Genomic DNA, 22,826 nt, shown 5'->3' on the forward strand with positions numbered 1-22,826 from the left:
AGAACCCGACCGCTGGCGACGGGGGATGCACCAGCGATCGGGCTATGGCCAAGGGTAACAAGGTTGCCGGTTCCGTGGGGGCAAGTCGGCGAGATGTCAGGCAGGTTGGCCGATCATCGACCACACGGAGGGTCGTAGGAGAGGCGGGGCAGGTACTCGTGCCAGCGCTGCGGGGTCAGGACGCCCCGGGTGACCGCGCAGATGTGCCGGATCGCGGCGTCGGCGTCCAGGCTCCACAGGCGCAGCGTGTCCGCGCCGCTGGAGACGCCGAGTACCTGGCTGTTGGGGCTGAAGGCGAGGAAGTTGCCGGTCTTGGCGTTGGGGCTCATCGACTGGCCGATCGGGGTCGCCCGGTCCGGGTCGGTGACGTTCCACAGCCGGACCGTGTTGTCGTTGCCCCCGCTGGCCAGGGTGCGCCCCCCGGCGCTGAACGTCAGTGAGGTGACCGCCTCGCTGTGACCGGTGAGCGGATCGCCCAGCGCGCTCGCCGCCGCCGGGCGGGTGACGTTCCACAGCCGGACCGTGTCGTCGTCGCTGCCGCTGGCCAGGGTGTTCCCGTCGGCGCTGTAGGCGAGCGTGTTGACGGGGCCGGAGTGCTCGGTGAGCGCCCCGCCGAGCGGAGCCGTGTGCGCGGGGTCGGCGACGTCCCACAGCCGGATCGTGCTGTCCGCGCTGCCGCTGGCCAGCGTCTTGCCGTCCGGGCTGAAGACGAGGGCGTTGATGTAGCCCCGGTGGCCGGCGAGCGGTTTGCCGATCGGGGCGGCGTGCGCGGGGTCGCTGACGTCCCAGAGCCGGATGGTGCGGTCGTCGTTGGCGGTGGCCAGGATGCGGCCGTCCGGGCTGTAGGCCAGCGCGTCGGGGCCCATGAAACGGGTCCCCAGGGACAGCGGCGGGCCGGCCGGTACCGGGTGGGCGGGGTCGCTGACGTTCCACAGGTACACCTTGCGTACGCCGGTGAGCACGGCGAGGGTGCCGCCGTCGGGGGAGAAGACGAGCGAGTGCTCGTCGCCGTCGGCGGGCATGAACGGCTTGCCGAGCGCGACCGGCCGGTCCGGCCGCGCCACGTTCCACAGCCGCAGCCTGCCGTCCCGGGCGCCCGTGGCCAGCACCCGGCCGTCCGGGCGGAACGCCCCGGTCCGGCCGATCAGGTCCGAGGTCGGCACCGACCACAGGCGCATCTTGCCGTCCCCGCTGCCGGTGGCGAGGGTACGGCCGTCCGGGCTGAAGCCCAGCGCGTACATCTCCCCGCTGCTGCCCGTGAGCGGCTCGCCGACCTGGGACGGGGACCGCGGGTCGCTGACGTTCCACAGGCTGGCCGTGCTGTCCGCGCTCGCGGCGGCCAGCCGGCCACCGTCCGGGCTGAACGCCACCGACCAGACCGGCCCGGTGTGGCCGGTCAGCGGCGAGCCGATCAGGGCCGCCCGGCGCGGGTCGCTGACGTCCCAGAGCCGGATGGTGTCGTCCGCGCTGCCGCTGGCCAGGGTGCGCCCGTCGGGGCTGAAGGCCACCGAGTGCACCAGGTCCGTGTGCCCGCGCAGTGTCCTGACCGGCTCGGGCCGGCGCCTCGCTGACAGGTCCCACAGCCGGATCGTGGTGTCGTCGCCGGCTGTCGCCAGGGTCCGACCGTCCGGACCGAACGCCACGCTGCGCACCGCCGCGGTGTGCCCGCGCAGGGTGGACAGCTCGGCGGGCCGGCGCGGGTCGGACACGTCCCACAGCCGTACCGTGCGGTCCTCGCCGGCCGTGGCCAGCGTCTTGCCGTCGGGGCTGAAGGCGACCAGGTAGATCGTGCCCTGGTGGCCGGTGAGCGGTTTGCCGATCGGGACGGCGTGCGCGGGGTCGCCGACGTCCCAGAGCCGGACCGTTCCGTCGTCCCCGGCGTCGGCCAGGACGCGCCCGTCCGGACTGAAGACGGCGCTGCTCACCCAGCTGCCGTGACCGGTGAGCGGCTTGCCGAGCGGGGTCGGGCGGTGCGGGTCGGACACGTTCCACAGCCGTACCGTGCGGTCGTAGCTGGCCGTGGCCAGGGTCTTGCCGTCGGGGCTGAACGAGGTGAGGTAGAGGGCACCGGTGTGGCCGGACAGCGAGGTGGCCAGCGGGGTGTTCACGATCGAGATCAGGCGGCTGTAGGTGCCCTCGTCGTCGGGGCGCAGCCGGTGCGCGACCAGGTCGAGCTGGGCGGCGAGGGACGGATCCGAGTGCTGGACCCGGTCGGCCTCGGCGAGCACCTGCGCGAACACGGCGTCGTCGCGCTGCTTCCAGGCGATCACCGCGGAGCCGGCGGCGAGGACGGCCAGCACGACCAGCAGCGCCACCGCGGTCCGGCTCAGCCACACCGTGCGCTTGCGCAGCCGGTCCGAGGCGGCGAGGAACTCCACCGCGCTGCGGGTCAGCTGGGTGCCGTCGAGTTCCTGCGCCCAGTTGCGCGTCTTCTCCAGCCGGGTCCCCCGGTACAGCAGCGAGCTGTCCCGGTCCGTGCTCTCCCAGGCCCGGCTGTCCTCCTCGAGCCGCTGGCGCACCAGATGGTCGCCCCGGCCCTCGTCGATCCAGTGCCGCAGCCGCGGCCAGGCGTGCAGCAGCGCCTCGTGGGTGATCTCCACGGTGTCCGCGTCGAGCGTCACGAGGCGGGCCCGGACCAGGGCCTCCAGCGACTCCTGCGTCTTGTTCGGGTCCGTCGACTCCTCGGCCAGCTGCCGCCGGGTGCCGCGCCGGCGGGTGGCCTGGGTGTCCTCGCCGAGCCTGACCAGGCGCAGCAGCAGCAGCCGGGCGGCGGTGCGGGCCGCCGGGTCGAGGCCGGACCAGGCGCGTTCGGCGGTCGCCGCCACCGCGCCCTGGATGCCGCCGGCCGCGCGGTAGCCGGCCAGGGTCAGCCGTCCGGCCTTCCGCCGCTGCCAGGTGGCCAGCAGGGCGTGTGACAGCAGGGGGAGCACGCCCGCGTCGTGCGCGCCGCGCGGTCCGTCGGCGCTCACCTCGCGCACGATCAGTTCGGCGAGCCCCGGCTCCAGTTCGAGGCCCACGGCCTTGGCCGGCCCGGTCACCGCCTCGCGCAGCTCGGCGCTGGTCAGCGGGCCGAGCACCATGTGCCGGTGCTGGAGGGCGTCGGCCAGCTCCGGGTAGCCGAGGCACTGCTGGTAGAAGTCGGCGCGGATGCCGAGGACGACCTGGACGGGGGCGGGCCCGTAGGAGCCGGCGGGCGGGGTGCTGGCGGCGTGCAGGAGCTGGATGAAGGTACGCCGGTCCGCTTCGGCGGCGCAGAGGGTGAACGCCTCCTCGAACTGGTCCACGATGATCACCGGCCGGGTGCCCGGGACCGTGACCCGGGCCGCCCAGGCCGCGACCGCCTCGCGCACGGCCCGGGTGAGGTGCGGGGCGTCGCAGCCCGGCAGCGCCGGGTTCTTCGATGCCTCCCGTTCGGCCTCGCGCGCGTCTGCGGCCACCCCGGCCAGCTCCGGGATCCGGCGGACCAGCTCACCGAGCGGATCGGCACCCGGGACGAGTTGGAGGACGGGGTCGGTGGCGGGCGCGCGCGTGGGTGCGGGTGCGGGTGCGGCCGGATCGGCGGGGTCGGCGGGGTCGGCGGCCGGGGCCGGTCGCGGGGGCTGCGGGGTGTGCGGGGGCTGCGGGGGCTGGTGGGCGACGGGCGTCTGCCGGGCCTGCGCCGGGTCGGCCGGGGCCGCCGTCTCCGTGCTCAGGGCGCCGGCGCGGATCGCGGGGACCAGTCCGGCGTTCAGCAAGGAGGACTTTCCGGCCCCGGAGGCGCCGACCAGCATGATCAGGCCGCCCGCGTGCTCGGCCGCGCTGAGCTGGCCGACGAGGGTCTTGGTGCTCCGCTCGCGGCCGAAGAACCACCGCGCGTCCTCGTGCCGGTACGGGGCGAGCCCCCGGTAGGGGCACACACCGCCGGCGACGGGCGGAGCCGGGGCGGGCGGCCGCCGGCTCTCCTCCTCGGGCGGGGCGGGCCGGTCGGCGGCCGGGCCGGCCAGCGCCAGCTCCCACAGCCGCTGCCAGTGCGCGAGGTCGTACAGCCCGGTGGAGACCGGTGCGGGGCGCAGCCGCCGGGCCTCCGGTATCAGGATCTGCAGGACCGCGGCGAGGGCGGCGAACTGCGCCGGTACGTTCCTGGCCCGGCGCCAGTCGCTGATCCGCTGCGCGGAGACGCGCACGGGCCGGCCGCGCTCGTCCACCCGCTGCAGTCGTACGACCGCCTCGGCGACGCTCTTCAGGGGAGGATTTCCAGCCTCCTTGTACAGCAGTGCGAGGCGCTCGGCGAAGGCTGTGCGTGCCCCTGAGTCGGAACTCAAGGTTCCACCCCTTACTTCCCCCGCTGCGGACGTCCGGACCGGAAAACTCACCCTATACGCCTGACCTGCGGATAAGGGGAGGTCCGGAGACCGGAACCTCCTCGCCGAGGGCGACAGATGGCAGGATCCGAACCCGTCAGCGGATCCATCACCTACCCGTCCGGACAGGCCACCGGCTCAGCGCTCGGAGCGACAGCCCAGGGCGCCGAACGTTCTCGGTCAAAGTCGCCGGCCTCTGTCGCGCCCGGCCAGTGAGCCCGCGCGCAGCCGGAATCCGGACCTCTACTTCGACCCGCGCCGCTGCGCCGACACGACGCGGGTCGACGGCCCCGCACCGTTCGGCACCGGTCCCCACGAGGGGAGGGACCGGTGCCGGGCGGGCGGGAATCCAGAATTCAGAAGCCTCGGGAAACGGAAGCCTCCGGACGCCTCGGGAAACGGAAGCCTCCGGACGCCTCGGGAATCAGAAGCCTCCGGAAGCCTCGGAAATCAGAAGCCCCGGTCGAACCAGCCCGCCGCGCGGGCCGAGCCGACGGCGCGCGCCTCGGCCTCCTCGGCCGCGGCGTTCAGGGCCGCGTCCCGTCCCTGCGCGCCGCCGCCGGCCGCCGCCGCGGCGGTCCGGGACGCCGTGAGCGCCGCGCGCAGAGCCGCCGCCGCGGCCGGGCTCTCGTCCCGGGTCGCGGCCAGTTGCGCGGCCAGGGCCGCGGTGGCCGCGGCGTTGCGGGCGCAGCGGGCGTCCGCCGCGGGGTCCGGGGCGCTCCCGGCCAGCGCGGTGAGCGACCGGGCCGACAGCCGCAGCGCGTTGGCGGCGCGGCCCGCGGGGTCCTTCGGTACGGTCGCGGCCGCGTCCTGGCCGACGCCGGCGTGCCGGCACGCGGCGACCGCGCGGTCGTGGGCGCTGCGGGCGCGGGCGCCGTGCAGCAGGCGCAGCTCCTTCGCCCGCGGGTCCGCTCCGGCCGCCGCCGATTCCCGTCCGCTCATCCTCCGGCCTCCCTCTCGCGGGACGACACCGCGTGCCCCGCCGTTCGGCGCCGGGCGCGGGCAGGGTGCCACGCCGGGCGCGAAGAGACCAGAAGCAGAGGGGCTTCTCCGGACGGAACGGCGCTGCCGCCCGGGCCGGAACCGCGCCGCCGCCCTGGAAATCTGACGGGTCGTCAGCTACGGTCGCCCTGGCCGGCAGCCGTTCCCGAAGGGGTGAGTGCGATGGAGAAGCAGCGTCCCCGGAGCCCGCGACCGCCCGGTGATCCGCGCTGGGTAGCGATGTTCCACGACCCCGCCCGGGACACCTGGACCGTGGCCGCCGAGTCCCCGCACCGGGACCCGGTGCTGTACGCCGTCGGGGACATGACCCGGACCGTCCGGGCGCGCGGGGGCGAGGGGACGGTCGCGCTCTGGGGGCCCGAGGGCGGCGACTGGCACCTCTTCGACGGCGGGTCGGCCCCGTCCGCCGAGCCCGCCGCGGAGCGGGCCGCGCCCGGCGCCGCGGAGCCGGCCCGGCTCACGGAGCGCATGACGGACCGCCGGCACCAGGTGCTGCTGGCCGGTCTGGGCAAAGCGGGCCTGTACGACCTGGGTCCCGAGGACGGCGAGGCGGTCCGCGCCCTCGCCGACCGGCTCGACGAGCCCACGGTGCGCCGCGTGGCGCACTGGCTCTCGGCGGCGGGCTCCAGGCGGTAGCGGTCCCGGGGCCGGTTCGCCGGGGGGCCGGCGGGGCAGGGTCGCCCTGGAGGTCACCGCTGACGGCTGGAGGACGTATGAAGGTCTCCGTCGACCGCTCCCTGTGCTACGGCTCGGCCGAGTGCGCGCACCGGGCGCCGGACGTGTTCGCGTTCGAGGACGGCTACGGCGTCGTACGCCCCGGCGGCGCGGAGGCCGCCGGGGAGCCGGGGGTCCGCGAGGCGATACGGGAGGCGGCCGAGAAGTGTCCCTCGCAGGCGATCGTCCTGGCGGAGCGGGACCCGCTGGAGTAGAGGGGGCGACCCGCTTGAGCAGAGGGGGCGGCGGCGCCGCCGTACGAGGGCGGCGCCGCCGGAAAAGCGCGAGACCCCCGGCCGTACCCGGCCGGGGGTCTTTCCGTGTCGACTGGTGCGTACGCAAGTCGCCGTGAAGTCGAGACGTTGCGGTACAGCTGCCGCGGGGGTCAGCAGTCCAGGGAGTCCGTGGGGTGCTGGCCGGGGGCCTGGGGTTCCGACTGGCCGCGGGTCTGTGCCGGTACCTGCGGCTCGTTCTCGTTGAGGGGGCGGTGGCGGCAGCTGGGGGACTTCCCGTGGGCCTCGGCCCGGATCCGCTGTTTCATCGTGGGGGGCAGTGCCCTGGCCTGGGACCAGACCCAGTGGTGTGCCGCCGGGACCGTCGGGATCGTGCGCAGCGCGGTGCCGGTGCGGCTCTCGGTCCGGGGACCGGCCGGAGCGGCGGTCGCGGCGGAGGCGAATCCGAGCGCCGTGCACAGCGCGAGGAAGGCGGTGACGATGGCGGTCCACAGCTTCATGACCTTGTTCTTGGTCATGGCCCCTCACTTTCGGGTTGGGCGATTTGCGTACTTTCCTCATGATGTGTATGAGGTTCGCGAAGTGGTGGACCTCCGGCCGTGGCGCGGCGATGTTCAGATGAACACCACTCGAATGGGCGCAAGACCGGCGAAAAGTCCCCAATCCCGGTGAGGGCGAGCGAAGACGGAGCAAAGTAACCGTCCGTGGAGGCGCGGTCACCCTCCGGCCCGAACCGCTTTTGACCTGGCCTATTGCGCTGACGGGGGCGGGAGTTGGGCCCCGGCGCAGGTCACCGATCGATATCGGTCGGTGTGTATAGTCGGGCGCCAGAGGTCCCCTACGTCAAGGAAAGACGAGGTCGCGCGGTGAAGAAGCTGCTCCTGGTCGCACTGGCCGCCATCGGCGGGCTCCTCGTGTACCGGCAGATCCAGGCGGATCGCGCCGAGCAGGACCTGTGGACGGAGGCGACTGACTCCGTGCCCACGGGTTCGTGAGTCCCGGTACCGGCTGATACCGAAACTGAACAGGCCCCGGTCGCTCTGCGGCCGGGGTTTTGTGTTGCCCGGGCGGCCCCCGCCGGTCCCGCGCGCGCCTCGTGTTGCGGCCTTCCGCGGGGTGCGCTAGCCGGGCCCGCCGGGCGGTGCGGCGGCGGCGCCGGACGAGCCGGGCGTTTCGGACGGCCGTACGCGTTGCCCTGATGGCGCAAGGGCGCTCAGGGCAGGATGGGGCCCGGGCACGGGCCCACGGTCCGGTGCGGTTGTCCGACGACGGAGGGTGGGGCGCGTGCGGGGGCGAGGCGGTACGGCGGCACGGACGCGGCGGCTCGGCGGCGCCCGGTGCGCCCTGATCGTCCTGCTGGGACTCTGCGCCGCCCTCGCCCGGCCGGCCGGGGCCACCGCCGAACCGCGGCCCGGGTCGTACGCCTTCACACCCGGTGCCCGCACCGTCCAGGGCACGGCCGGCACCGCGGACGCCGCCCTGCTCGACGCCGGCCGCACCTACCGCGGCTCCCTCCCGCCCGGCGGACGCCTCTTCTACCGCCTGCGTCTGACCGCCGCGGACACGGCGTACGTCCCCGTCACCGCCGTACCGCCGGCGGACGCCGCCGTCTCCGCCACCGACGGCATCCGGGTCTCGCTCCGGGACGCGCACGGCACCTCCTGCTCCTACGCCTCCGCCCGCTTCGGCGCCGGGCTCAGCCCGCGCCCGGTGACCGCCCTGGCGCAGCGCGAGACCGGCAAGGCGCTGTGCCAGGGCGGGGGCACCTACTACCTGTACGTCGAACGGCTCGACACGGAGGGCTCCGGCGCGGCGGCCCCGGCCGGGCGGTGGGACCTGGAGATCGCGCCCGCCACGGAGCCGGGCCTGGCCCGGTCCGGGCCCACCACCGCGCCCCGGACCCCGGACTCCGCCGCCCCCGAACCCCTCTCCGGCCGGCCCCGCGACCGCTCGGGCGGCACCGGGTTCGCCGCGGCACGCCCGCTGGGCCAGGGGGTCTGGCGGACCGCGCTCGCCCCCGGCGAGACCCGGTTCTACAAGGTGCCCCTCGACTGGGGCCGGCGCCTGCACGCCACCGCCGATCTGGGCCCCGCCCCGGGCCACGGCTATGTCGGCGGCGCCCTGAGCCTGTCCCTCTACAACCCCGTCCGCGGCCACGTGGACGAGAGCGCCCTCGGCTACACCGGCACCGCGAAGTCGGCGGCCCTCGCGGCGCTCCCGCCGGTGGAGTACGCCAACCGGTACGCCGTCCCCGCCGGGGTGACCTCGGTCCGCTTCGCCGGCGACTACTACCTCGTCCTGCACCTCAGCGCCCAGCTGGCCGGCGTCTTCGGGCAAGGGCCGTTCGAGGTCACCCTGCGGGTCCGGGTGGACGGGCGGGCGCACGCCGGACCCGGGTACGCCGGCCGGCCCGTTCCGGACGACGTCTTCACGATCACCGAGCAGGACCGGGAGGCCACGCGGGCCGGCGGCCCCGGCGGCTTCGGGGGCCCCGGGGGCGCGGGCGGGGGCGGCAGCCGGACGATGAGGCTGGTCGCCGTCGCCGGCATCGGCTCGGGAACCGCGCTGCTGCTGGTCCTCGGCGGGTGGACGGCGGCGGCCCGGCGAGCACACGCGCGGGCTCGGTGACGGGCCGGCCGACGGGGCGGCCGACGGGTCGGCCGAAGGGTCCGCCGACGGGGCGGCCGAAGGGTCGGTGACGGCTTCGGCCGCGGGTCGGTGGCGGCTTCGGCGGCGGGCCGGGTCGTCGGGGTCAGACCCGGGTCAGGGCCCAGAAACCCACCGCGTAGCAGGCGAGCGCCAGCAGCAGGATCGGGATCGCGGCCTTGGCCGGGGGACCCGGGCGGCGGGCGGCGCGGCGGGCCCGGCGGCCCCGTCCGCGCGCTCCGGGCGGGGCCGCCGGGACGGGAGCGGGCGGCGCCGCCGACGGCAGCGGGGTGTACGGAAGGCCGTGCGGGTCACGGGTGGTGTACGCGGCGGTGGTGGTGTCGGCGGGCAGGTGCGGCAGCGGGGTCGGCAGCGGATCGGGCATCGGGCCCGGGAGCGGGCCCGCCAGGGGGTTCGGGGGCTGGGGCGGGACGGAGAAGGCCGGCGGGCCGGGGAACAGGGGCTGCCCGGGCGGCGGCAGCCGGAAACTTCCGGTGTCCGACATGGAGCCGGTGCCGGTGGACTCGCCGGGGCCCGCACCCGGCCCGGAACCCGAGCCCGTACCCGTACCCCTACTTGTGTCCGTACCCGTACCCGTGCCCGTATGGGGGCCTGTCCCGCCCGTGCCCGTCCGCGGGTCCGCCCCCGGCCCCTCCCCTGGCACCGCCGGGAACCCGCCGGGGGCCGGTTCCGCGGGGGTGGCCGGGAGCAGCTCCGGGGCCACGCCCGAGGCCCGCCGGAGGGGGCCGTCGGGGCCGAAGCCCGGCGGGAGCGGCCCGAGTTGGTCGAAGACCTCGATGAGTTCGTCGTCGGGGCCCGGCTCCGGCAGGAGTTCCGCGGCGGCGGCGAGCGCCTTGCGCGCCCCCGTGGCGGTGCGGAAACGGTCCGCCGGATCGGGCTGGAGCAGCGAGGCGACGACCTGCCACAGCGGTTCCGGAATGCCCTGGGGCGGCCCGGGCGTCCCGTGTTCGAGGAAGTACTGGATGAGCGCCTTCGCGTCGGGCTTGGCGCCTTCGAGGAGATAGAGGGCGACCAGGCCCACGGCGAACAGGTCGGCGGGGAAGTCCGGCTCGGCGCCCAGCATCTGTTCCGGGGCGAGGTAACCCGGCGTGCCCACCACCAGGTTGGTCTCCGTCAGCCGGGGCTCACCGAGCCGCATGGCGATGCCGAAGTCGGACAGCCTGAGCCGCGGCCGGCCGGTGCCGGTGGCTTCGAGGAGCACATTGGCGGGCTTGATGTCCCGGTGGACGACCCCCTCCGCGTGGACGGCGGCGAGCCCGGACAGCAGCTGGTCGAGCAGCGTGCACACGAAGGCCGGCGGCAGGGGGCCGTAGTCGCCGACCAGATGGACCAGGGAGCCGCCGCCGACCAGGTCCATGGTGAACAGGACCTTGTCGTCGTCGGCGGCCCAGCTGGCCGGCGCGAGCACATGCGGGTGGTCGATGCGCAGCCCCTGCTCCCGGACGAACCGGAGCAGGGAGTGGGCGTCCCGCTGCTGGAGGACCTTGGCGGCCGCATAACGCCGTCGGCGATGGTCCCAGGCACGCCACACGGCGCCCACCCCACCGCGTCCGATCGGGTCGGCCAGCTCGTACCGGCCGGCGAAGACCTCACCCATGGCAGCCGCCGCTCCTCCCCCTAGCCCCTGGCCCGACGCAGTCCCTCCCGGCCCTCGCTCCCCTCCCTACCCAGGAGAAGAGCGATACGCCCCACTCCGGAGAAGAGCGATACGCCCCTGAGATTCGCGCGGCCCCCCCGCCGCCGCGCCCCGGCCGGCCCCTCCGGTGGGCCGGCCCGTGGGTCAGTTCTGGTGGGACTGGTAGTGCGTGACGGCGTCGGAGGTGCGGCCGGCGCCGTAGACACGGAGGAACTCGGCGAGTTCGGGGTGGCTCGGGGCGAGGGTGTCCGCGGCGTCGATGATGTCGCCCGCGGCGGCCACCGAGCGCAGCAGCGACTGGATCTCGCGGACCACGCGCTTGACCGTGGGCGCACCCGAACCGCTGGTGGTCTGGGTGGTGTTGCTGAGCACGGAGCCCCCCTGCGACTTCTTGATCTCGTCCATGCGCTCGGTCGCCTCGGCGGCGCTGACACTGCCGTCGGCGGCCTGGGCCGCCAGCTCCTGCAGCAGCTGCACCCGCTGGACCACCGCCGGGTTGCCGATCTTCGCGCGCTGGCCGCTCATCAGCTGCGAGAGCATCGGAGCGGACAGGCCGAGAACCGCCGCGAGCCGTGCCTGGTTCAGCCCGAGATCGTCGATGAGCTTACGGAAGAGCGCCCCCAACGGCTCCCCGTACCAGTTCCGCTGCAGCTCCCGCGCTCTGGCGGTGGCTTCCTGCTGTGCGGCGTCCATTGCGTCTCCCCATCGCTTCCCCTGAATACCGCGGTTCGCTGTAGCGAACCACGTCGAGCATCTTACGGAGCGTGGTCATCGGCGGGGACCCCCAATCTTTTTGCGGGATATGGGGGGTGACCCGGTATTCTGGTCTGCGGCGCCGTCGGAACCAGCTTTCTCCGGCCGGTCGCTGCTTTCCGGGGCCTTAGCTCAGTTGGTAGAGCGCCGTCTTTGCATGGCGGATGTCAGGGGTTCGACTCCCCTAGGCTCCACCGAAAAATCCCCTCTGACCTGCGGTGACGCGGTTCAGGGGGGATTTTTTTCCGCTCGCCGCCCGGCCGCTCCGACCGCTCCGGCTACTCGGACCGCTGGGACAGCCCGGCCACCGGCTGCGGTTCCGGCTCCCCGGCGCCGGTGTCCGGCCGCACGCGGCGCAGGTCCGGCACCCCCGCCATGACGGCCGCGCTCAGCACGATCCACACCACACCGCCCCACAGCACCGCCTCGGGTCCCGTCCGCGCCGCCACGGGTCCGACCCACCAGTACCCGACGGTCATGGAGGTGACCGTGGCCACTCCGTCGTAGGCGCTGACCCGGGACAGGGCCTTGGCCGGCACCTGGGTCTGCAGGCTGCTGGTCCACAGCACGTGCAGCAGGGCGAAGCCGCCGCCGGACAGGGCGGCACCGGCCATGAGCAGGACGAGCGGTACGTCCAGGGCCATCAGCGCCGCGAACGCGCCGAGGCCGAAGGTGCAGAACACCGAGACCAGCAGCGGCCTGGTGAAGGTCAGGCGCAGGGCCACGAGTCCGCCGAGCACCGCGCCCGCGCCCTCGGCCGCCAGCACGAGACCCCACTGCGAGGCCCCGTGCTCGGTACCGACCAGGGACACGCCGAGCACCATCGCCGGGCACAGCACCAGCGCGGTGGACAGGGACGTGTACAGCAGCAGGGACCACAGCCAGGTGCGCGAGCTGAACTCGCGCCAGCCCTCCAGCAGTTGCCGGCGTACGGGCGTCTGCCGCTCGGTCTCGTCCCGTGGCGCGGACGGCACCCGGACGGCCAGCAGCAGCAGCGCGCTGACCATGAAGGTCGCCGCGTCGATCACGATGACCCAGGGCGGCCCCGTGACCGTGACCAGGAGGCCCGCGAGCGCCGGCCCGGCCAGCGAGCCGACGGAGTTCAGCGTCGTGTTGAGCGCGTTGGCCTCCTGGAGCCGCTCCTCGGGGACGACCTCGGGGATGAAGCCGTAGAGGGCGGGGACGAAGAAGGAGGCGGCGACGGAGCGCAGCACCACGAACACCACGAATCCGGCCAGCGGCAGCTGGGCGGTCAGCAGCAGGACCACCACCGCGGCGTCCAGTACCGCGCGCACCAGATCGCTGCCGATCATGGTCGCGCGGCGGCCCCAGCGGTCCGCGAGGGTGCCGCCCAGCAGCAGGAACGCGATGAGCGGCGCGGTCTGCGCACCCATCACCCAGCCCACGTCACTGGTGTTCCCGTGGGCGTCGAGGATCGCGAAGGCCAGGGCCACCGGCATCATGCTGCTGCCGAGCACCGAGGTGGCCTGGGCCAGGAACAGCAGGCGGGGATCGCGCTCCCGCAGCAGGCCGAGACGCTCCTTGAACGAGACCGCCATGATGCGCCCTTTCTCCGATCCCCCACGGCGAGTTCCGGCCGGCCTCCCGCGTCGCGGCGTCCACGATAAGGTCCCCCGCCCTGAACAGGAAAGGAGCGTTCCGCGAGGCCTTGGGCTATGTTGCTGCCCATGGCAGACGAGACACCGCTCCAGGAACCCGCCGGCCATGCGGCCGACGCCCTCGAGACGCATCTGGCACAGGCGTGGCACACCACGTTCGGCGTTCAGCCGGACGGCGACAGCAACTTCTACGACGCCGGCGGGGAGTCCATAGACGCCGCCCGGATGGCCTCCGCCACGGCGGCGGCGCTGCCGGACGTGGAGGACCTCGACGTGCACCTCATGACCGCGCTGCTCAACGAGGAGCGGCTGGCCGATGTCGTGCGGCTCGGGCAGGAGTTCATCGACGAGTCCCGGGCCGGCTCCTGAGCCGGGTGCCGGGGGGCCGTTCCAGTTCCTTCAGCAGTTCGTCCGCGAACGTCTCGCACCACTCGGGGGTGTAGCTCTCCTGGTCGTACTGGACGGTCAGGAGCGGCTCGTCGTCGTCGAGGCGTACGTCCACGTCCAGTTGGCCGCCGCCGACCAGGATCCGGGCGTCCTCGGGGTACGGGTCGAACTCGGTGAAGGACACGGCTCCGGCGGACACCGCGCAGGGGCGGGGGCTCACCCCGACCGTCAGGGGTGCGACGCCGTCCCGCTCGACCCCCATCTCCTCGGCCAGCATCGCGGCGATCTCCTCGAACTCCACGCCCTGATGCGCCATTCCCTCCCGCAGACCCCGGCGTACCTGGGCGAGCACGCCCTCCGCTCCGTGCGGCGCCGCGCCGCCCACGCGGGTGAGCAGCGCCTGGGCCAGCGGTCCCACCGCGTCGGAGGCCATCCGGCGGTCCGCCATGGTGGCGACCGTCAGATCGGCGGTGCCCGACAGCGACAGCGCCGCCGTGGCCGCCGCCGCGATGACGTGGACCACGGGGGTGCAGCGGGCCGCGCGGGCGTTGGCCCGCACCACGGAGGCGAACTCGGCGCCCAGGGTGCGGCGCACCTCGGCACCGCGGGGCGTCCAGTCGTCCTCGGGCCGCAGGTTCCCGAGCCAGGGCGCCGGGCATCCGGTCAATTCCGTGCGCCAGAATTCCAGGTCCTCCGTGCGCCGGCGCATTCGGCGCGCGAGCAGCTCGGAATACGGCTGCGCGGGCGGCAACGGCTCGTCGGTCCGATAGGCGTCGGTGATGTCGGTGACCACTTGGTGAAGGGAATGCAGATCCATCACCAGACGGTGGAAACTCAGGACGAGCAGGGCATGGTCCCCGGCCGGCAGCAGGAGAAACGCGCGAGCTGCCGCCTCGCCGGTGAACGGGAACAGCTCGCCCGAGAGTTCCTCGACACGTTCGCGTACGGCGGCCTGATCCGGCGCGGACAGGGACAGCTCCGGGTGGTGCAGGACGCGGAGCGTGTGCGCGGGCGCGGGCCCGGTGTGCAGCGTATCGCCGTCGGCCCGGAAGCCGGTGCACAGCAATTCATGGCGGCCGAAGGCGTTCTCGACGGCGCGGGCCAGCCGGTCCGGGTCCAGGGCGCCCTCGACCTGCAGGGTGATGCCCGTATGCAGGATGGGGTAGCCCCGTACCACGCATTCCGCTTCCCACATGCGCTGCTGATAGGCCGTCAACGATGTCAGGTGCATACCCTCATCCCGAACAAAGGATGTGCCGCCCGGAAAGTCGCATCCCTCCGGGCGGCGCATGATGTGCGAGATATCGCCTTACTTCGCGGCAGCCTGCTTCTTGAGCTTCTCGGCGTTCGCGAGCAGGGTGCTGACGGAGCTGACCTTCGTCATTTCTGTCTCCCATCCTTTAAATGGTCTAGACCGGCCGGTGACGGCGGCCCGGACAGAATCCTTGCATCGGCCCGGTGGCGAGTCAACGTCCTTTGGGTAAAGGGAGTTTGAGGGAGGGTGCGTTCGTCGAATCGGGAAGGGCGGGCGAAATCGCTCAGCTCACAGGGAGGTTACCGACGTACGCGTGGAATATGTCCGACACGCGGGTGAGACGTACGGTGTCGTGGTATTGCTCGTCGTACCAGAGTGAACCGGTGACTCCGTTTTCCGTCACATGGGCGTCGGCGTAGAGGGTCCGCGCGCACTGCAGGGCCTGGCGCCGGCCGGAGAAGCGCAGCCCGCGGTCCGGCGGTTCGTACGCCATGTGCTCCGCCGACAGCCCCGCGCCGAACGGCAGCGGCGCCCCGGCCTCCCTGCCGCTGCGGCCGGCGCCGCCGGTCATCCGGAACTCCAGATGCGACATGGCGGTACGGAAGACCGCCTCCGTCCCGGTCCGCGCCGCCGCGTGGTCCGCCACGGCGCTGAGCGGAAGGTCGACACCGTCCCACGCCGCCAGCACCCGCTCGCCCGTGCGCCGGGCCAGAGCGGACAGGCTCCCGCCCGCGACGTCCAGCGGCACCGGCAGCACATTGCACAGCAGACCGACCGCCCCGCGCGCTGCGGGAGTGGTCCGGCCGTGCATGTACACCGATGCCACGAGCCGGTCCCGCTCGTACACCTCGGCCACCCCCCGGGCCAGCAGGGCCAGCAGCGCGTTGTGCGGGGTGGTCCGCTGCTCGCGGCACCACCGCAGCAGGCGTTCGCCGTGCTCGGCGGAGAGTGCCAGCGGTATCCCGGCGAACCGCGCCCGGTGGGTCACCTCCGCACCGGGCCCGGCCGGCAGCGGCTGGTCGGCGCCGTGCGCGCGCAGGGTACGGGCGACCGCGGCGGCCCGGTCCCGGCGGTCCTCGCCGGCCCGCGCGGACCCTTCCCGGCGGATCATGTCCACATAGCCGAACGGCGCGGGCCCCTCGGCCGGGGTGCCGCCGGCGGCGCCGGTCCGGGCCGCGTAGCCGGCGGCGAGTTCACGGCGGAACACGTCATGGCTGGTCGCGTCCATGACGAGGTGATGGAACTGCCCCACCAGGACGTGGTCGTCGTCGGCCGAGCGCAGCAGCGTCATACGGGCCATCCGGTCCGTCGGATCGAGCCGCCGGTCGAGCGTCCGCGTCACCTCGGCCTCCTCGTCACCCGGGCGGACCGGCACGACATCGAGGCCGCCCGGGGCGGCCCGCAGCCGCTGCCCCGGCCAGGCGGCGTCGGCGGCGGGCCCCCCGTCGCCCGCCAGGTGCAGGCGCAGCGCCTCGTGCCGCGTCTCGATCTCGGCCAGGGCGTCCCGCAGGGCCCCGGTGTCGAGGCGCCCGCGCAGCCGCAGGACCTCAGGGGATTCGAGCGGGGTCGAGTCCTCCGTGTGGCTGCGCACCCAGTGCCAGCACCAGTCCTGCCGCGAGGAGGCCGGCAGGGCGCCGGGGTCCGGCGCCCCGGGGCCGCCGGGCACCGTGTCCGGGCCGCTGGACGAGAGGACGGGGGAGGTCATGGGGTGGTGCTTCCTTCCAGGGAACGCAGGGCTTCGAGATAGCGGTCCGGGGCCCCGGACGGGCCGAGCAGCGCGTCGAGGGCCAGCACGGCGGGTTCGGGGTGCTTGGCGGCGAACCGGGCGAAGGTGCGGGCGTGCTGCTCCCAGCGGTCGGTCCGCTCATGGGTCAGGTGCACCGAGGCGGCCCCCGGTTCGAGCCGCATACGGGTGCCGAGCGACCAGAGCCGCCGGCCGAGCTCCAGGTCCTCGCAGCCCCAGGTGGTGCCGAACTCCTCGTCGTAGCCGCCCGACCGCTGCCACAGGGCGCGCGGCATCGAGGTGTTGGCGCCGATGCACACGAGCCAGGGCGCCACGGCGGGCACCCGCTCCTCGGCCATGGCCGCGACGAACCGCTCAAGCGCCGTCACCACCGTACGGCCGAACCGCCCGGCGGCCACGGCCTCGTACGGGGCCCGGCGCACCGCGGGCTCGGCGCTGGCGAGCAGCCGGCGCGCACCGGGCAGGTCGCGCACCGGGCCGTGCACACAGGCGTCGGCGTCCCGGCGGTGGGCGGCGGCGTGCGCGGCCAGCGCCGACGGCGGGAGCAGGATGTCGTCGTCCAGGAACAGCAGCAGGTCGCCGCCGGCCGCCGCCGCGCCGGTGTTGCGGGCCGCTGCCCTGCCCCGAGCGGGGCCGCGGACGGAGCGGACCGGGACGGACAGCCGGCCTGCCGCCTCCGCCACGACCTCGTCGGTGGCGTCCGCCGCGCCGGCGTCCGGGCGCGGGGCGTCGTTGACGACCACCACCTCCACGGGGACCGGGCAGCGCTGGTCGCCCAGGCAGGTCAGGGTCAGCCGCAGGCTGTCGGCCTTGGCCCGGGTCGGGATGACCACGGTCAGCAGGTCCGGTGTCATGCGACCCGTCCCTTCCGCTCCGGCACCGCGCCGCCGGGCGGCAGTCCGGTGCCGTACACGGCGAGCAGGGTCGCGCCCTCCAGGGAGGCGCCCGGCCCCAGCAGGGCCGGCAGTACCTCGGGGACGGGCCGGCCGGGGCGCAGGGTTCCGGCGAGGCGGTGCGCCACCCGCTCCGGCAGCGGGGTGAGGGCGGCGCCCAGGCCGCCGCCGATGCGGACCTGGGCGGGCTGCACGATCTCCGCCAGCATCGCGAGCGCCCGCGCGAGCAGCCCGGCCGCGTGGTCCAGGACCTCCTCGGCCCAGGCCGCCTTCTCGGTGACGCCGGCGACCAGCTCATGGGTCGTGGTCGGCACACCCCTGACCCGGGTGGCGCGCTCGGCCAGGGCCCGCGCGCCGACCCCCGCCTGCAGACAGCCCCGCATCCCGCACGGGCAGCGCGGCCCGCCCGGGTCGACGACGAGATGGCCCAGCTCGCCCGCAGAGCCCCAGGCGCCGGTCACCAGCCGCCCGCCGCAGACGAGTCCGCCGCCGACGCCCGTCCCGATGCCCAGGTAGACCAGATCGGTGCTGCCCGAGGCCACCGCCTCGGCGTAGCCGGCGAGGGTGGCGTCGTCCCCGAACAGCACCTGCCCGGCGGGGATTCCGCAGGCGCCGGCGATCAGTTCTCCCAGCGCCCGGCCGGACCACTCCGGCCGGTTCGGCCAGGCCGCCACCGTGCCGTCGGGGCGCACCGTCGGGGCGGCGGCCACGCCGACGCGCGCGGGCGGGGCGCCGAGGGCCGCGACGGCCTTGGCGAGCGTGCCGCCCAGGACCCGGAAGTCGGCAGCGGGACCGCCGTCAGCGGGCCAGTCGGCCCGGCTCTCGTGGACGACCCGCCCGCGGGCCACGGCCCGTACGGCCACCTTGGTCCCGCCGATGTCCACGGCCACCGCCGGGGGGCCGTCCGGCACCGGGACCCTGCCGCCGCCGGCCGGCCGGGAGCCGCTCACCCGGGCCTCCGGGCCGTCACGATCGCGTGGCCGCCGTCGGCGGTGGTCTCCGTGTCCTCCCAGACCAGGCCCACCGCCTCCAGCCCCGCCTGCAGCTCCTGCGGCGTCCACCAGCGCAGCCGGCCGCGCACCAGCCAGTCGACCACCGTGGCGCGGGCGCGCTCGTCCGGCAGGGTGCGGGGATCGGCGACGAAGGCGTCGGCCACCACGAGCAGGCCGCCGGGGCGCAGCAGCGCCGCGAGCCGGCCGAGCCGCACCGACGGTCCGCGCACCCCCGTGACCAGGCAGGCGGCCAGCCGGCCCGCGTCCGCCGCGAGGTCCCCGGGGCCCGCGCCCTCCGGTTCCGCCGGCTCCCGGATCTCCCGCACCTCGCCGGTACCGGCCGCCGCGGCCAGCAGAGCGTCCACACGCGTCCGCAGCTCCGCCGGGAGCGAGGGGCCCGGGTCATCCGCGCCCGCCGCGCCGGCCCCGTCCGCCGGGCCGCGGCGGACCAGCTCGGCCAGCGCGCGCACGGCGTCCGCCGTCGCGGGACCGCCTCCGGGGGCGGGCGCGGACAGCGGTGTGCCGGGACCGGGCCGCGGTGTGCCGGGACCGGGCCGCGGGGTGTCGGGTCCGGTCCGGTGCGCGTCGGGTGCGGATTGCTGCGCCTCGGATCCGGCCCGGTGTGCGTCGGGTGCGGATTGCTGCGCCTCGGATCCGGTGGCGAGCACGCCCAGCGCGCAGGCCGTGTCCAGCAGCAGCGGCAGCACATCGGCCCGCAGGCCGTGGTCGCGTACGAGGCCGGCCGCGGTGGCGCCCGCGGCGAGCGGCCCGTCCAGGCCCAGCGCGGACAGCGCCCCCGCCACCACGGCGGCCGGGCCGCCGCCCGCGGGCTCGCCCCCGCCCAGCCGGTAGACGGGTTCGGCCTGGGCCTTGCCGATGGCCGACCGGCGCAGCCGGAACCGCTGCTCGAACCGGTCGGGCACCTTGTACGACGCCAGCCCCGACCGGGCGAAGGCCATGAGCTGCTCCGGACCCGCGAGGGCGTCGTCCGCCGTCACGAACTCGGCGATCAGGCCCCGGTCGTCGGACTCCTCGGCGCCGGTGGCCACGACCCGCAGATCGGCCACGCCGGGCGCCTCCCGGAGCACGGACTCCACCTCAAGCGTGGACACCCAGCGGGCGCCGCGCCGCACGACACCTCGGTGCTTGCGGCCCAGGATCCGGTACGTCCCCTGCGCGTCGCGCTCCGCCACGTCGTGCATGGGCAGGTGCGTGCCGTCCTCCAGCAGCACCGCGAGCTCGCCCCGGCCCGCTCCGGCCAGCCGCTCCCCGTCCGGGCCGAGCAGCTCCACCCCGACGCCGGGCATCTCCTCGTCCAGCGCGCCCGACGGCAGCCCGGCGCGGCCCCACAGCACCGCGCCGGTCTCGCTCGACCCGTAGTTGCGCGAGACCCCGATTCCGAGGGCGCGGGTCCACAGGGCGTCCAGCTCGTCGTCCACGAAGCCGGCCCCGGCCATCACCAGGCGCAGCGCCGGATAGGGGGCGTCCTCGGTCAGGGCCCTGCGCCGGGCCCACACCCGGGCCAGACCCGGAACGGTCACCAGCACGGTCGCCCCCTCGCGCAGCCGGGCGTGCACGGCGCCCACGGCGCGGGCCTGCACCGGCACGACCCGGGCCCCGGCGATCAGCGCGCCGGCCAGCCAGCCGAGGGCGTAGGCGTGGCTCAGCGGGATCGGTGCGAGGACCGTGTCGTCAGGGCGTACCAGTCCGGCCCGGTGGTAGCGGTACCCCTCGTCGAGCAGGGAGCGCTGGGTGCGCTCCACCACCTTGGGCACTCCGGTCGAGCCCGAGGAGGCGAGCAGGACGGTGCCCGGTGCGGTCCGCGGGGACGCGGTCCGGCCGGCCGCCGCCGTCAGCCGGGGCCCGGGGCCGTCCGTGACGAGGTGGCGGGCGGCGCCCGCGAGACCGAGCAGCCGGTCGATCTCCCCGGGCGGGGACTCGGCGGGCAGCAGCAGCGGGCAGGCGCCGGCCCGGACGAGGGCCAGCAGCGCGAGGATCCAGTCCGGTTCGTTGGGCCCGTGCAGTCCCACGGCCTCCCCGGGCCGTACGCCCCGCTCCCGCAGCTCTCGCGCCAGGTCGTCGACCCGCCGCCGCGCCTCGTCGGCCGTCAGGTCCCCGACGAGGGGCCGGTCCGGGGCGTGCGGGACCCGGAACAGGCAGTCCGCGAGGCCGTCCGGCTCCCGCCCCTCGTCCGGGGCGGCCGGGCCGCCGACGGCCGTGCTGGTCACCGTGCCGCTCCGGGGGCGTCCTGCCGCAGCCGGTGCACCAGGGCCTGCGCCGCCAGTTCGTAGCCGTGCACGCCGAAGCCGGCGATCACTCCGACGGCGAGCGGCGAGACCACCGAGTTGTGCCGGAACTGCTCCCGGGCCCACACGTTGGAGATGTGCACCTCGGCCCAGGGCGCCGGATAGTCGGCCAGCGCGTCCCGCAGGCTCCAGCCCGCGATCATCAGCGCGCCCGGGTTGACGATGGCGGCGACCGTGTCCCGGTGCCGGTCCAGGGCGCGGATCAACTCGCCCTCGCAGTCGTGCTGTTCGGCGCGGAGCCCGAAGCCGTGCGGGCGCAGCTGCCGGGCCACGACCTCCTCGACCTCGGCCAGGGTGGTGCTGCCGTAGATCTCCGGCTGCCGCCGGCCGAGCGTGCCCAGGTTGGGGCCGTTGAGCAGCAGGACGTCCGTCGGGGTGGTGCCGGGCGCGTTCATGCCGCCCCCTCCTCGCGTATGAGCAGCAGATCCCTCAGTTCCGTGCAGGAACCGGCCACCAGGTCCGGGGCGTGCGCCAGCAGCTCCGGCCGGCTGCCCTGGCCCCACAGCCCGGCGGCGGTACGCACGCCGGCGCGGCGCCCGGCCTCCAGGTCGAGGACCGAGTCCCCCACCATGACGGCGCCCTCCGGGCCGGCGCCCAGCTTCTCCAGGGCGAGCAGCACGATGTCCGGGGCGGGCTTGCCGTGCGCGACCTCGTCGCTGCCGCACACCGCGTCCAGCAGCTCCAGCAGACCGGTGGCGGCGAGCGCCTCCACGGCCCTGCCGTACGTCTTGCCCGTGGCCACGGCGACCGGCACACCGGCCTCGCGCAGCGCTCCGAGCAGATCGGCGGCGCCCGGGCACGCGGGGATCTCGTGCACCAGCTTCCGGCTCTCGATCACGAAGGGCTCGTACATCCCCGCGGGCAGGCCCATGATCGCGAGGGTGTCCGGCATGTGCCGGCCCAGATGCGTCAGATACTCCTCGAACGGGGCCTCGCCGTCGCCGACGACCTGGGCGTAGGCGCGCTGGAACGCCTTGCGCATCACCTGGATGCTGTCGATCAGTACGCCGTCCAGGTCCAGCACCACGGCCCCGAGCGGCGGGACGCCGGTCATCGCGCGCCCTCCGCCGCGCCGGCCGGCACGAGGGCCGCGCGCAGGCTGTCGATCACGTGCGCCACGTCGTCGTCCGTCATCGTCGCGCCCAGCGCCACGGTCACCGAGCGGCCGAGCAGGGCCTCGCTGGTCCGCAGCCGGGACGGCGGCGTCCACTCGGTGTCCCACGCGGTGCGGCCGGAGTGCACGGCCGGGTTCTGGTACACCATCCGGCCCTGGTAGAGCGTGGCCGCCGGAACCCCGGCAGCGGTCAGCTGGGTGACCACGCGGCGGGCCGCCATACGGTTCTCGGTCAGCAGCGTCAGATCGCCGCCGCTGCCCTCCTCGTCGGGCAGCGCGCGCCAGGTCACATCGAGGTCGGACAGCTCCTTGCGGATCGTACGGGCGATGTCGCGCAGCCTGGTCAGCATGGGCGGCAGCCGGTCGAGCTGGACCGACAGCAGGGCGCCGGCGATCTCGGTCATGCGCAGGTTCGCCCCCAGGAAGGGGCCGCCCTCCGTGCCGCCCCGCTCGCCGCCGCGCGAGGTGAAGAACTGGCCGCCCTGGTCCTGGTAGCGGGCGGCGCGGTCGTGGACGAGGGGGTCGCCGGTGGTGACCGCCCCGCCCTCGCCCGCGGTGATGTTCTTCTCCAGCTGGAAGCTGAAGGCGCCGGCGTCGCCGAGCGAGCCCACCGGGCGCCCGCGGTAGCGCACGCCACAGGCCTGGGCGGCGTCCTCCAGGACGCGGATCCCGTGCTTGCGGGCCACCGCGAGGATCGGATCCATGTCCGCCGCCGCGTTGTTCAGGTGGACCGGCATCACGGCGAAGGTGCGCTCCGAGACGAGCGGCTCCCATGCCGCGGGGTCCAGGGTGAGCGACTCGTCGATGTCCGCGAAGACCGGCACCCCGCGGGCCGCGACCACCGCGCTGACGCATCCGATGAAGGTGGCGGCGGGCACGATCACCTCGGCGCCCGCCGGGATCCCCATGCCGATCAGCGCGCAGGTGAGCGCGGCGGTGCCGGAGGAGACGCCGACGACGTGCGGCACCTCGTGGAGGGCACCGAACCTCGTCTCGAAGTCCTCCACCCGGCGCTGCAGCGCCGGGCCGTAGTACCGGAAGAGCGAACGGCTCTCCAGCACCTCGACTGCGGCGGCCTTCTCCTCCTCGCCCCACAGGGCGAGGCCACGCATCGGCTCGTACCGCGGGGGCACGGGCGGAGTCAGGGGGTTGGTCACGGCGATCTTCTCCG

At 75.2% G+C, this 22,826-nt stretch carries 19 protein-coding genes and 1 tRNA gene; 6 read left to right on the forward strand and 14 right to left on the reverse strand.

The genetic code is table 11. The features are described 5' to 3' along the window. Positions 1–113: 113 nt before the first annotated feature. Positions 114–4,301, reverse strand: coding sequence for a hypothetical protein (locus ACF073_RS26855; protein ID WP_392073937.1), 4,188 nt, complete (start codon positions 4,299–4,301; stop codon positions 114–116). A gap of 489 nt (positions 4,302–4,790) precedes the next feature. Beyond that, positions 4,791–5,282: a hypothetical protein gene (locus tag ACF073_RS26860; RefSeq protein WP_392073938.1), complete on the reverse strand. Its 492-nt coding sequence runs from the start codon at positions 5,280–5,282 to the stop codon at positions 4,791–4,793. 222 nt (positions 5,283–5,504) lie between these two features. On the opposite strand from ACF073_RS26860, the gene ACF073_RS26865 reads away from it, so the two are divergent. After that, positions 5,505–5,978, forward strand: a complete 474-nt coding sequence (locus ACF073_RS26865) for a hypothetical protein (RefSeq protein ID WP_392073939.1) — start codon at positions 5,505–5,507, stop codon at positions 5,976–5,978. A gap of 77 nt (positions 5,979–6,055) precedes the next feature. Beyond that, positions 6,056–6,271: a ferredoxin gene (locus ACF073_RS26870; protein ID WP_392073940.1), complete on the forward strand. Its 216-nt coding sequence runs from the start codon at positions 6,056–6,058 to the stop codon at positions 6,269–6,271. 170 nt (positions 6,272–6,441) lie between these two features. On the opposite strand, the gene ACF073_RS26875 is transcribed toward ACF073_RS26870, so the two are convergent. After that, positions 6,442–6,807 (reverse strand): DUF6344 domain-containing protein, encoded by a 366-nt coding sequence (locus ACF073_RS26875; RefSeq protein ID WP_392073941.1) that lies wholly within the window; start codon positions 6,805–6,807, stop codon positions 6,442–6,444. Between the two features lie 348 nt (positions 6,808–7,155). On the opposite strand from ACF073_RS26875, the gene ACF073_RS26880 reads away from it, so the two are divergent. After that, complete coding sequence (locus tag ACF073_RS26880) at positions 7,156–7,284, forward strand: DLW-39 family protein (RefSeq protein WP_003999697.1); 129 nt, start codon at positions 7,156–7,158, stop codon at positions 7,282–7,284. Positions 7,285–7,573: 289 nt separating this feature from the next. Then, on the forward strand, positions 7,574–8,917 hold the full coding sequence (locus ACF073_RS26885) for a hypothetical protein (protein WP_392073942.1): 1,344 nt from the start codon (positions 7,574–7,576) through the stop codon (positions 8,915–8,917). Positions 8,918–9,041: 124 nt separating this feature from the next. On the opposite strand, the gene ACF073_RS26890 is transcribed toward ACF073_RS26885, so the two are convergent. Beyond that, on the reverse strand, positions 9,042–10,553 hold the full coding sequence (locus ACF073_RS26890; protein ID WP_392073943.1) for a serine/threonine-protein kinase: 1,512 nt from the start codon (positions 10,551–10,553) through the stop codon (positions 9,042–9,044). A gap of 183 nt (positions 10,554–10,736) precedes the next feature. Beyond that, on the reverse strand, positions 10,737–11,285 hold the full coding sequence (locus ACF073_RS26895) for a helix-turn-helix domain-containing protein (RefSeq protein ID WP_392073944.1): 549 nt from the start codon (positions 11,283–11,285) through the stop codon (positions 10,737–10,739). Positions 11,286–11,466: 181 nt separating this feature from the next. Between ACF073_RS26895 and ACF073_RS26900 the strand changes: the two genes are divergently transcribed. Then, positions 11,467–11,539 (forward strand) — tRNA-Ala (locus ACF073_RS26900). Between the two features lie 84 nt (positions 11,540–11,623). Here ACF073_RS26900 and ACF073_RS26905 read toward each other — a convergent pair. Continuing rightward, entirely contained in the window at positions 11,624–12,904 is a 1,281-nt protein-coding gene (locus tag ACF073_RS26905) for an MFS transporter (protein ID WP_392073945.1), read from the reverse strand. A 129-nt stretch (positions 12,905–13,033) separates the two neighbouring features. Between ACF073_RS26905 and ACF073_RS26910 the strand changes: the two genes are divergently transcribed. Next, complete coding sequence (locus ACF073_RS26910) at positions 13,034–13,333, forward strand: phosphopantetheine-binding protein (RefSeq protein WP_392073946.1); 300 nt, start codon at positions 13,034–13,036, stop codon at positions 13,331–13,333. On the opposite strand, the gene ACF073_RS26915 is transcribed toward ACF073_RS26910, so the two are convergent. The 8 genes from ACF073_RS26915 to ACF073_RS26950 form a co-directional block, all read right to left on the reverse strand. Next, a complete protein-coding gene (locus ACF073_RS26915) occupies positions 13,305–14,582 on the reverse strand; it encodes a condensation domain-containing protein (RefSeq protein WP_392073947.1) in 1,278 nt (425 codons plus the stop codon). The genes ACF073_RS26910 and ACF073_RS26915 overlap by 29 nt on opposite strands. A gap of 307 nt (positions 14,583–14,889) precedes the next feature. Beyond that, complete coding sequence (locus ACF073_RS26920) at positions 14,890–16,311, reverse strand: condensation domain-containing protein (protein WP_392073948.1); 1,422 nt, start codon at positions 16,309–16,311, stop codon at positions 14,890–14,892. Beyond that, on the reverse strand, positions 16,308–17,204 hold the full coding sequence (locus ACF073_RS26925; protein WP_392073949.1) for a glycosyltransferase family 2 protein: 897 nt from the start codon (positions 17,202–17,204) through the stop codon (positions 16,308–16,310). The genes ACF073_RS26920 and ACF073_RS26925 overlap by 4 nt, the downstream gene beginning before the upstream one ends. After that, entirely contained in the window at positions 17,201–18,193 is a 993-nt protein-coding gene (locus ACF073_RS26930) for an ROK family protein (RefSeq protein ID WP_392073950.1), read from the reverse strand. The genes ACF073_RS26925 and ACF073_RS26930 overlap by 4 nt, the downstream gene beginning before the upstream one ends. Continuing rightward, positions 18,190–20,463 (reverse strand): class I adenylate-forming enzyme family protein, encoded by a 2,274-nt coding sequence (locus ACF073_RS26935; protein WP_392073951.1) that lies wholly within the window; start codon positions 20,461–20,463, stop codon positions 18,190–18,192. Before ACF073_RS26935 ends, ACF073_RS26930 begins: the two co-directional genes overlap by 4 nt. Next, the gene (locus ACF073_RS26940) at positions 20,460–20,936 is read right to left on the reverse strand and encodes a type II 3-dehydroquinate dehydratase (protein WP_392073952.1); all 477 of its coding nucleotides are present in this window, start codon (positions 20,934–20,936) and stop codon (positions 20,460–20,462) included. Before ACF073_RS26940 ends, ACF073_RS26935 begins: the two co-directional genes overlap by 4 nt. Continuing rightward, positions 20,933–21,595 (reverse strand): HAD-IA family hydrolase, encoded by a 663-nt coding sequence (locus ACF073_RS26945; RefSeq protein ID WP_392073953.1) that lies wholly within the window; start codon positions 21,593–21,595, stop codon positions 20,933–20,935. The genes ACF073_RS26940 and ACF073_RS26945 overlap by 4 nt, the downstream gene beginning before the upstream one ends. Beyond that, positions 21,592–22,812, reverse strand: coding sequence for a DegT/DnrJ/EryC1/StrS family aminotransferase (locus ACF073_RS26950; RefSeq protein WP_392073954.1), 1,221 nt, complete (start codon positions 22,810–22,812; stop codon positions 21,592–21,594). Before ACF073_RS26950 ends, ACF073_RS26945 begins: the two co-directional genes overlap by 4 nt. Positions 22,813–22,826: the final 14 nt, after the last annotated feature.

It is taken from the genome of Streptomyces sp. NPDC015171 (assembly GCF_043079545.1).
In the GTDB taxonomy this organism is placed as follows: domain Bacteria; phylum Actinomycetota; class Actinomycetes; order Streptomycetales; family Streptomycetaceae; genus Streptomyces.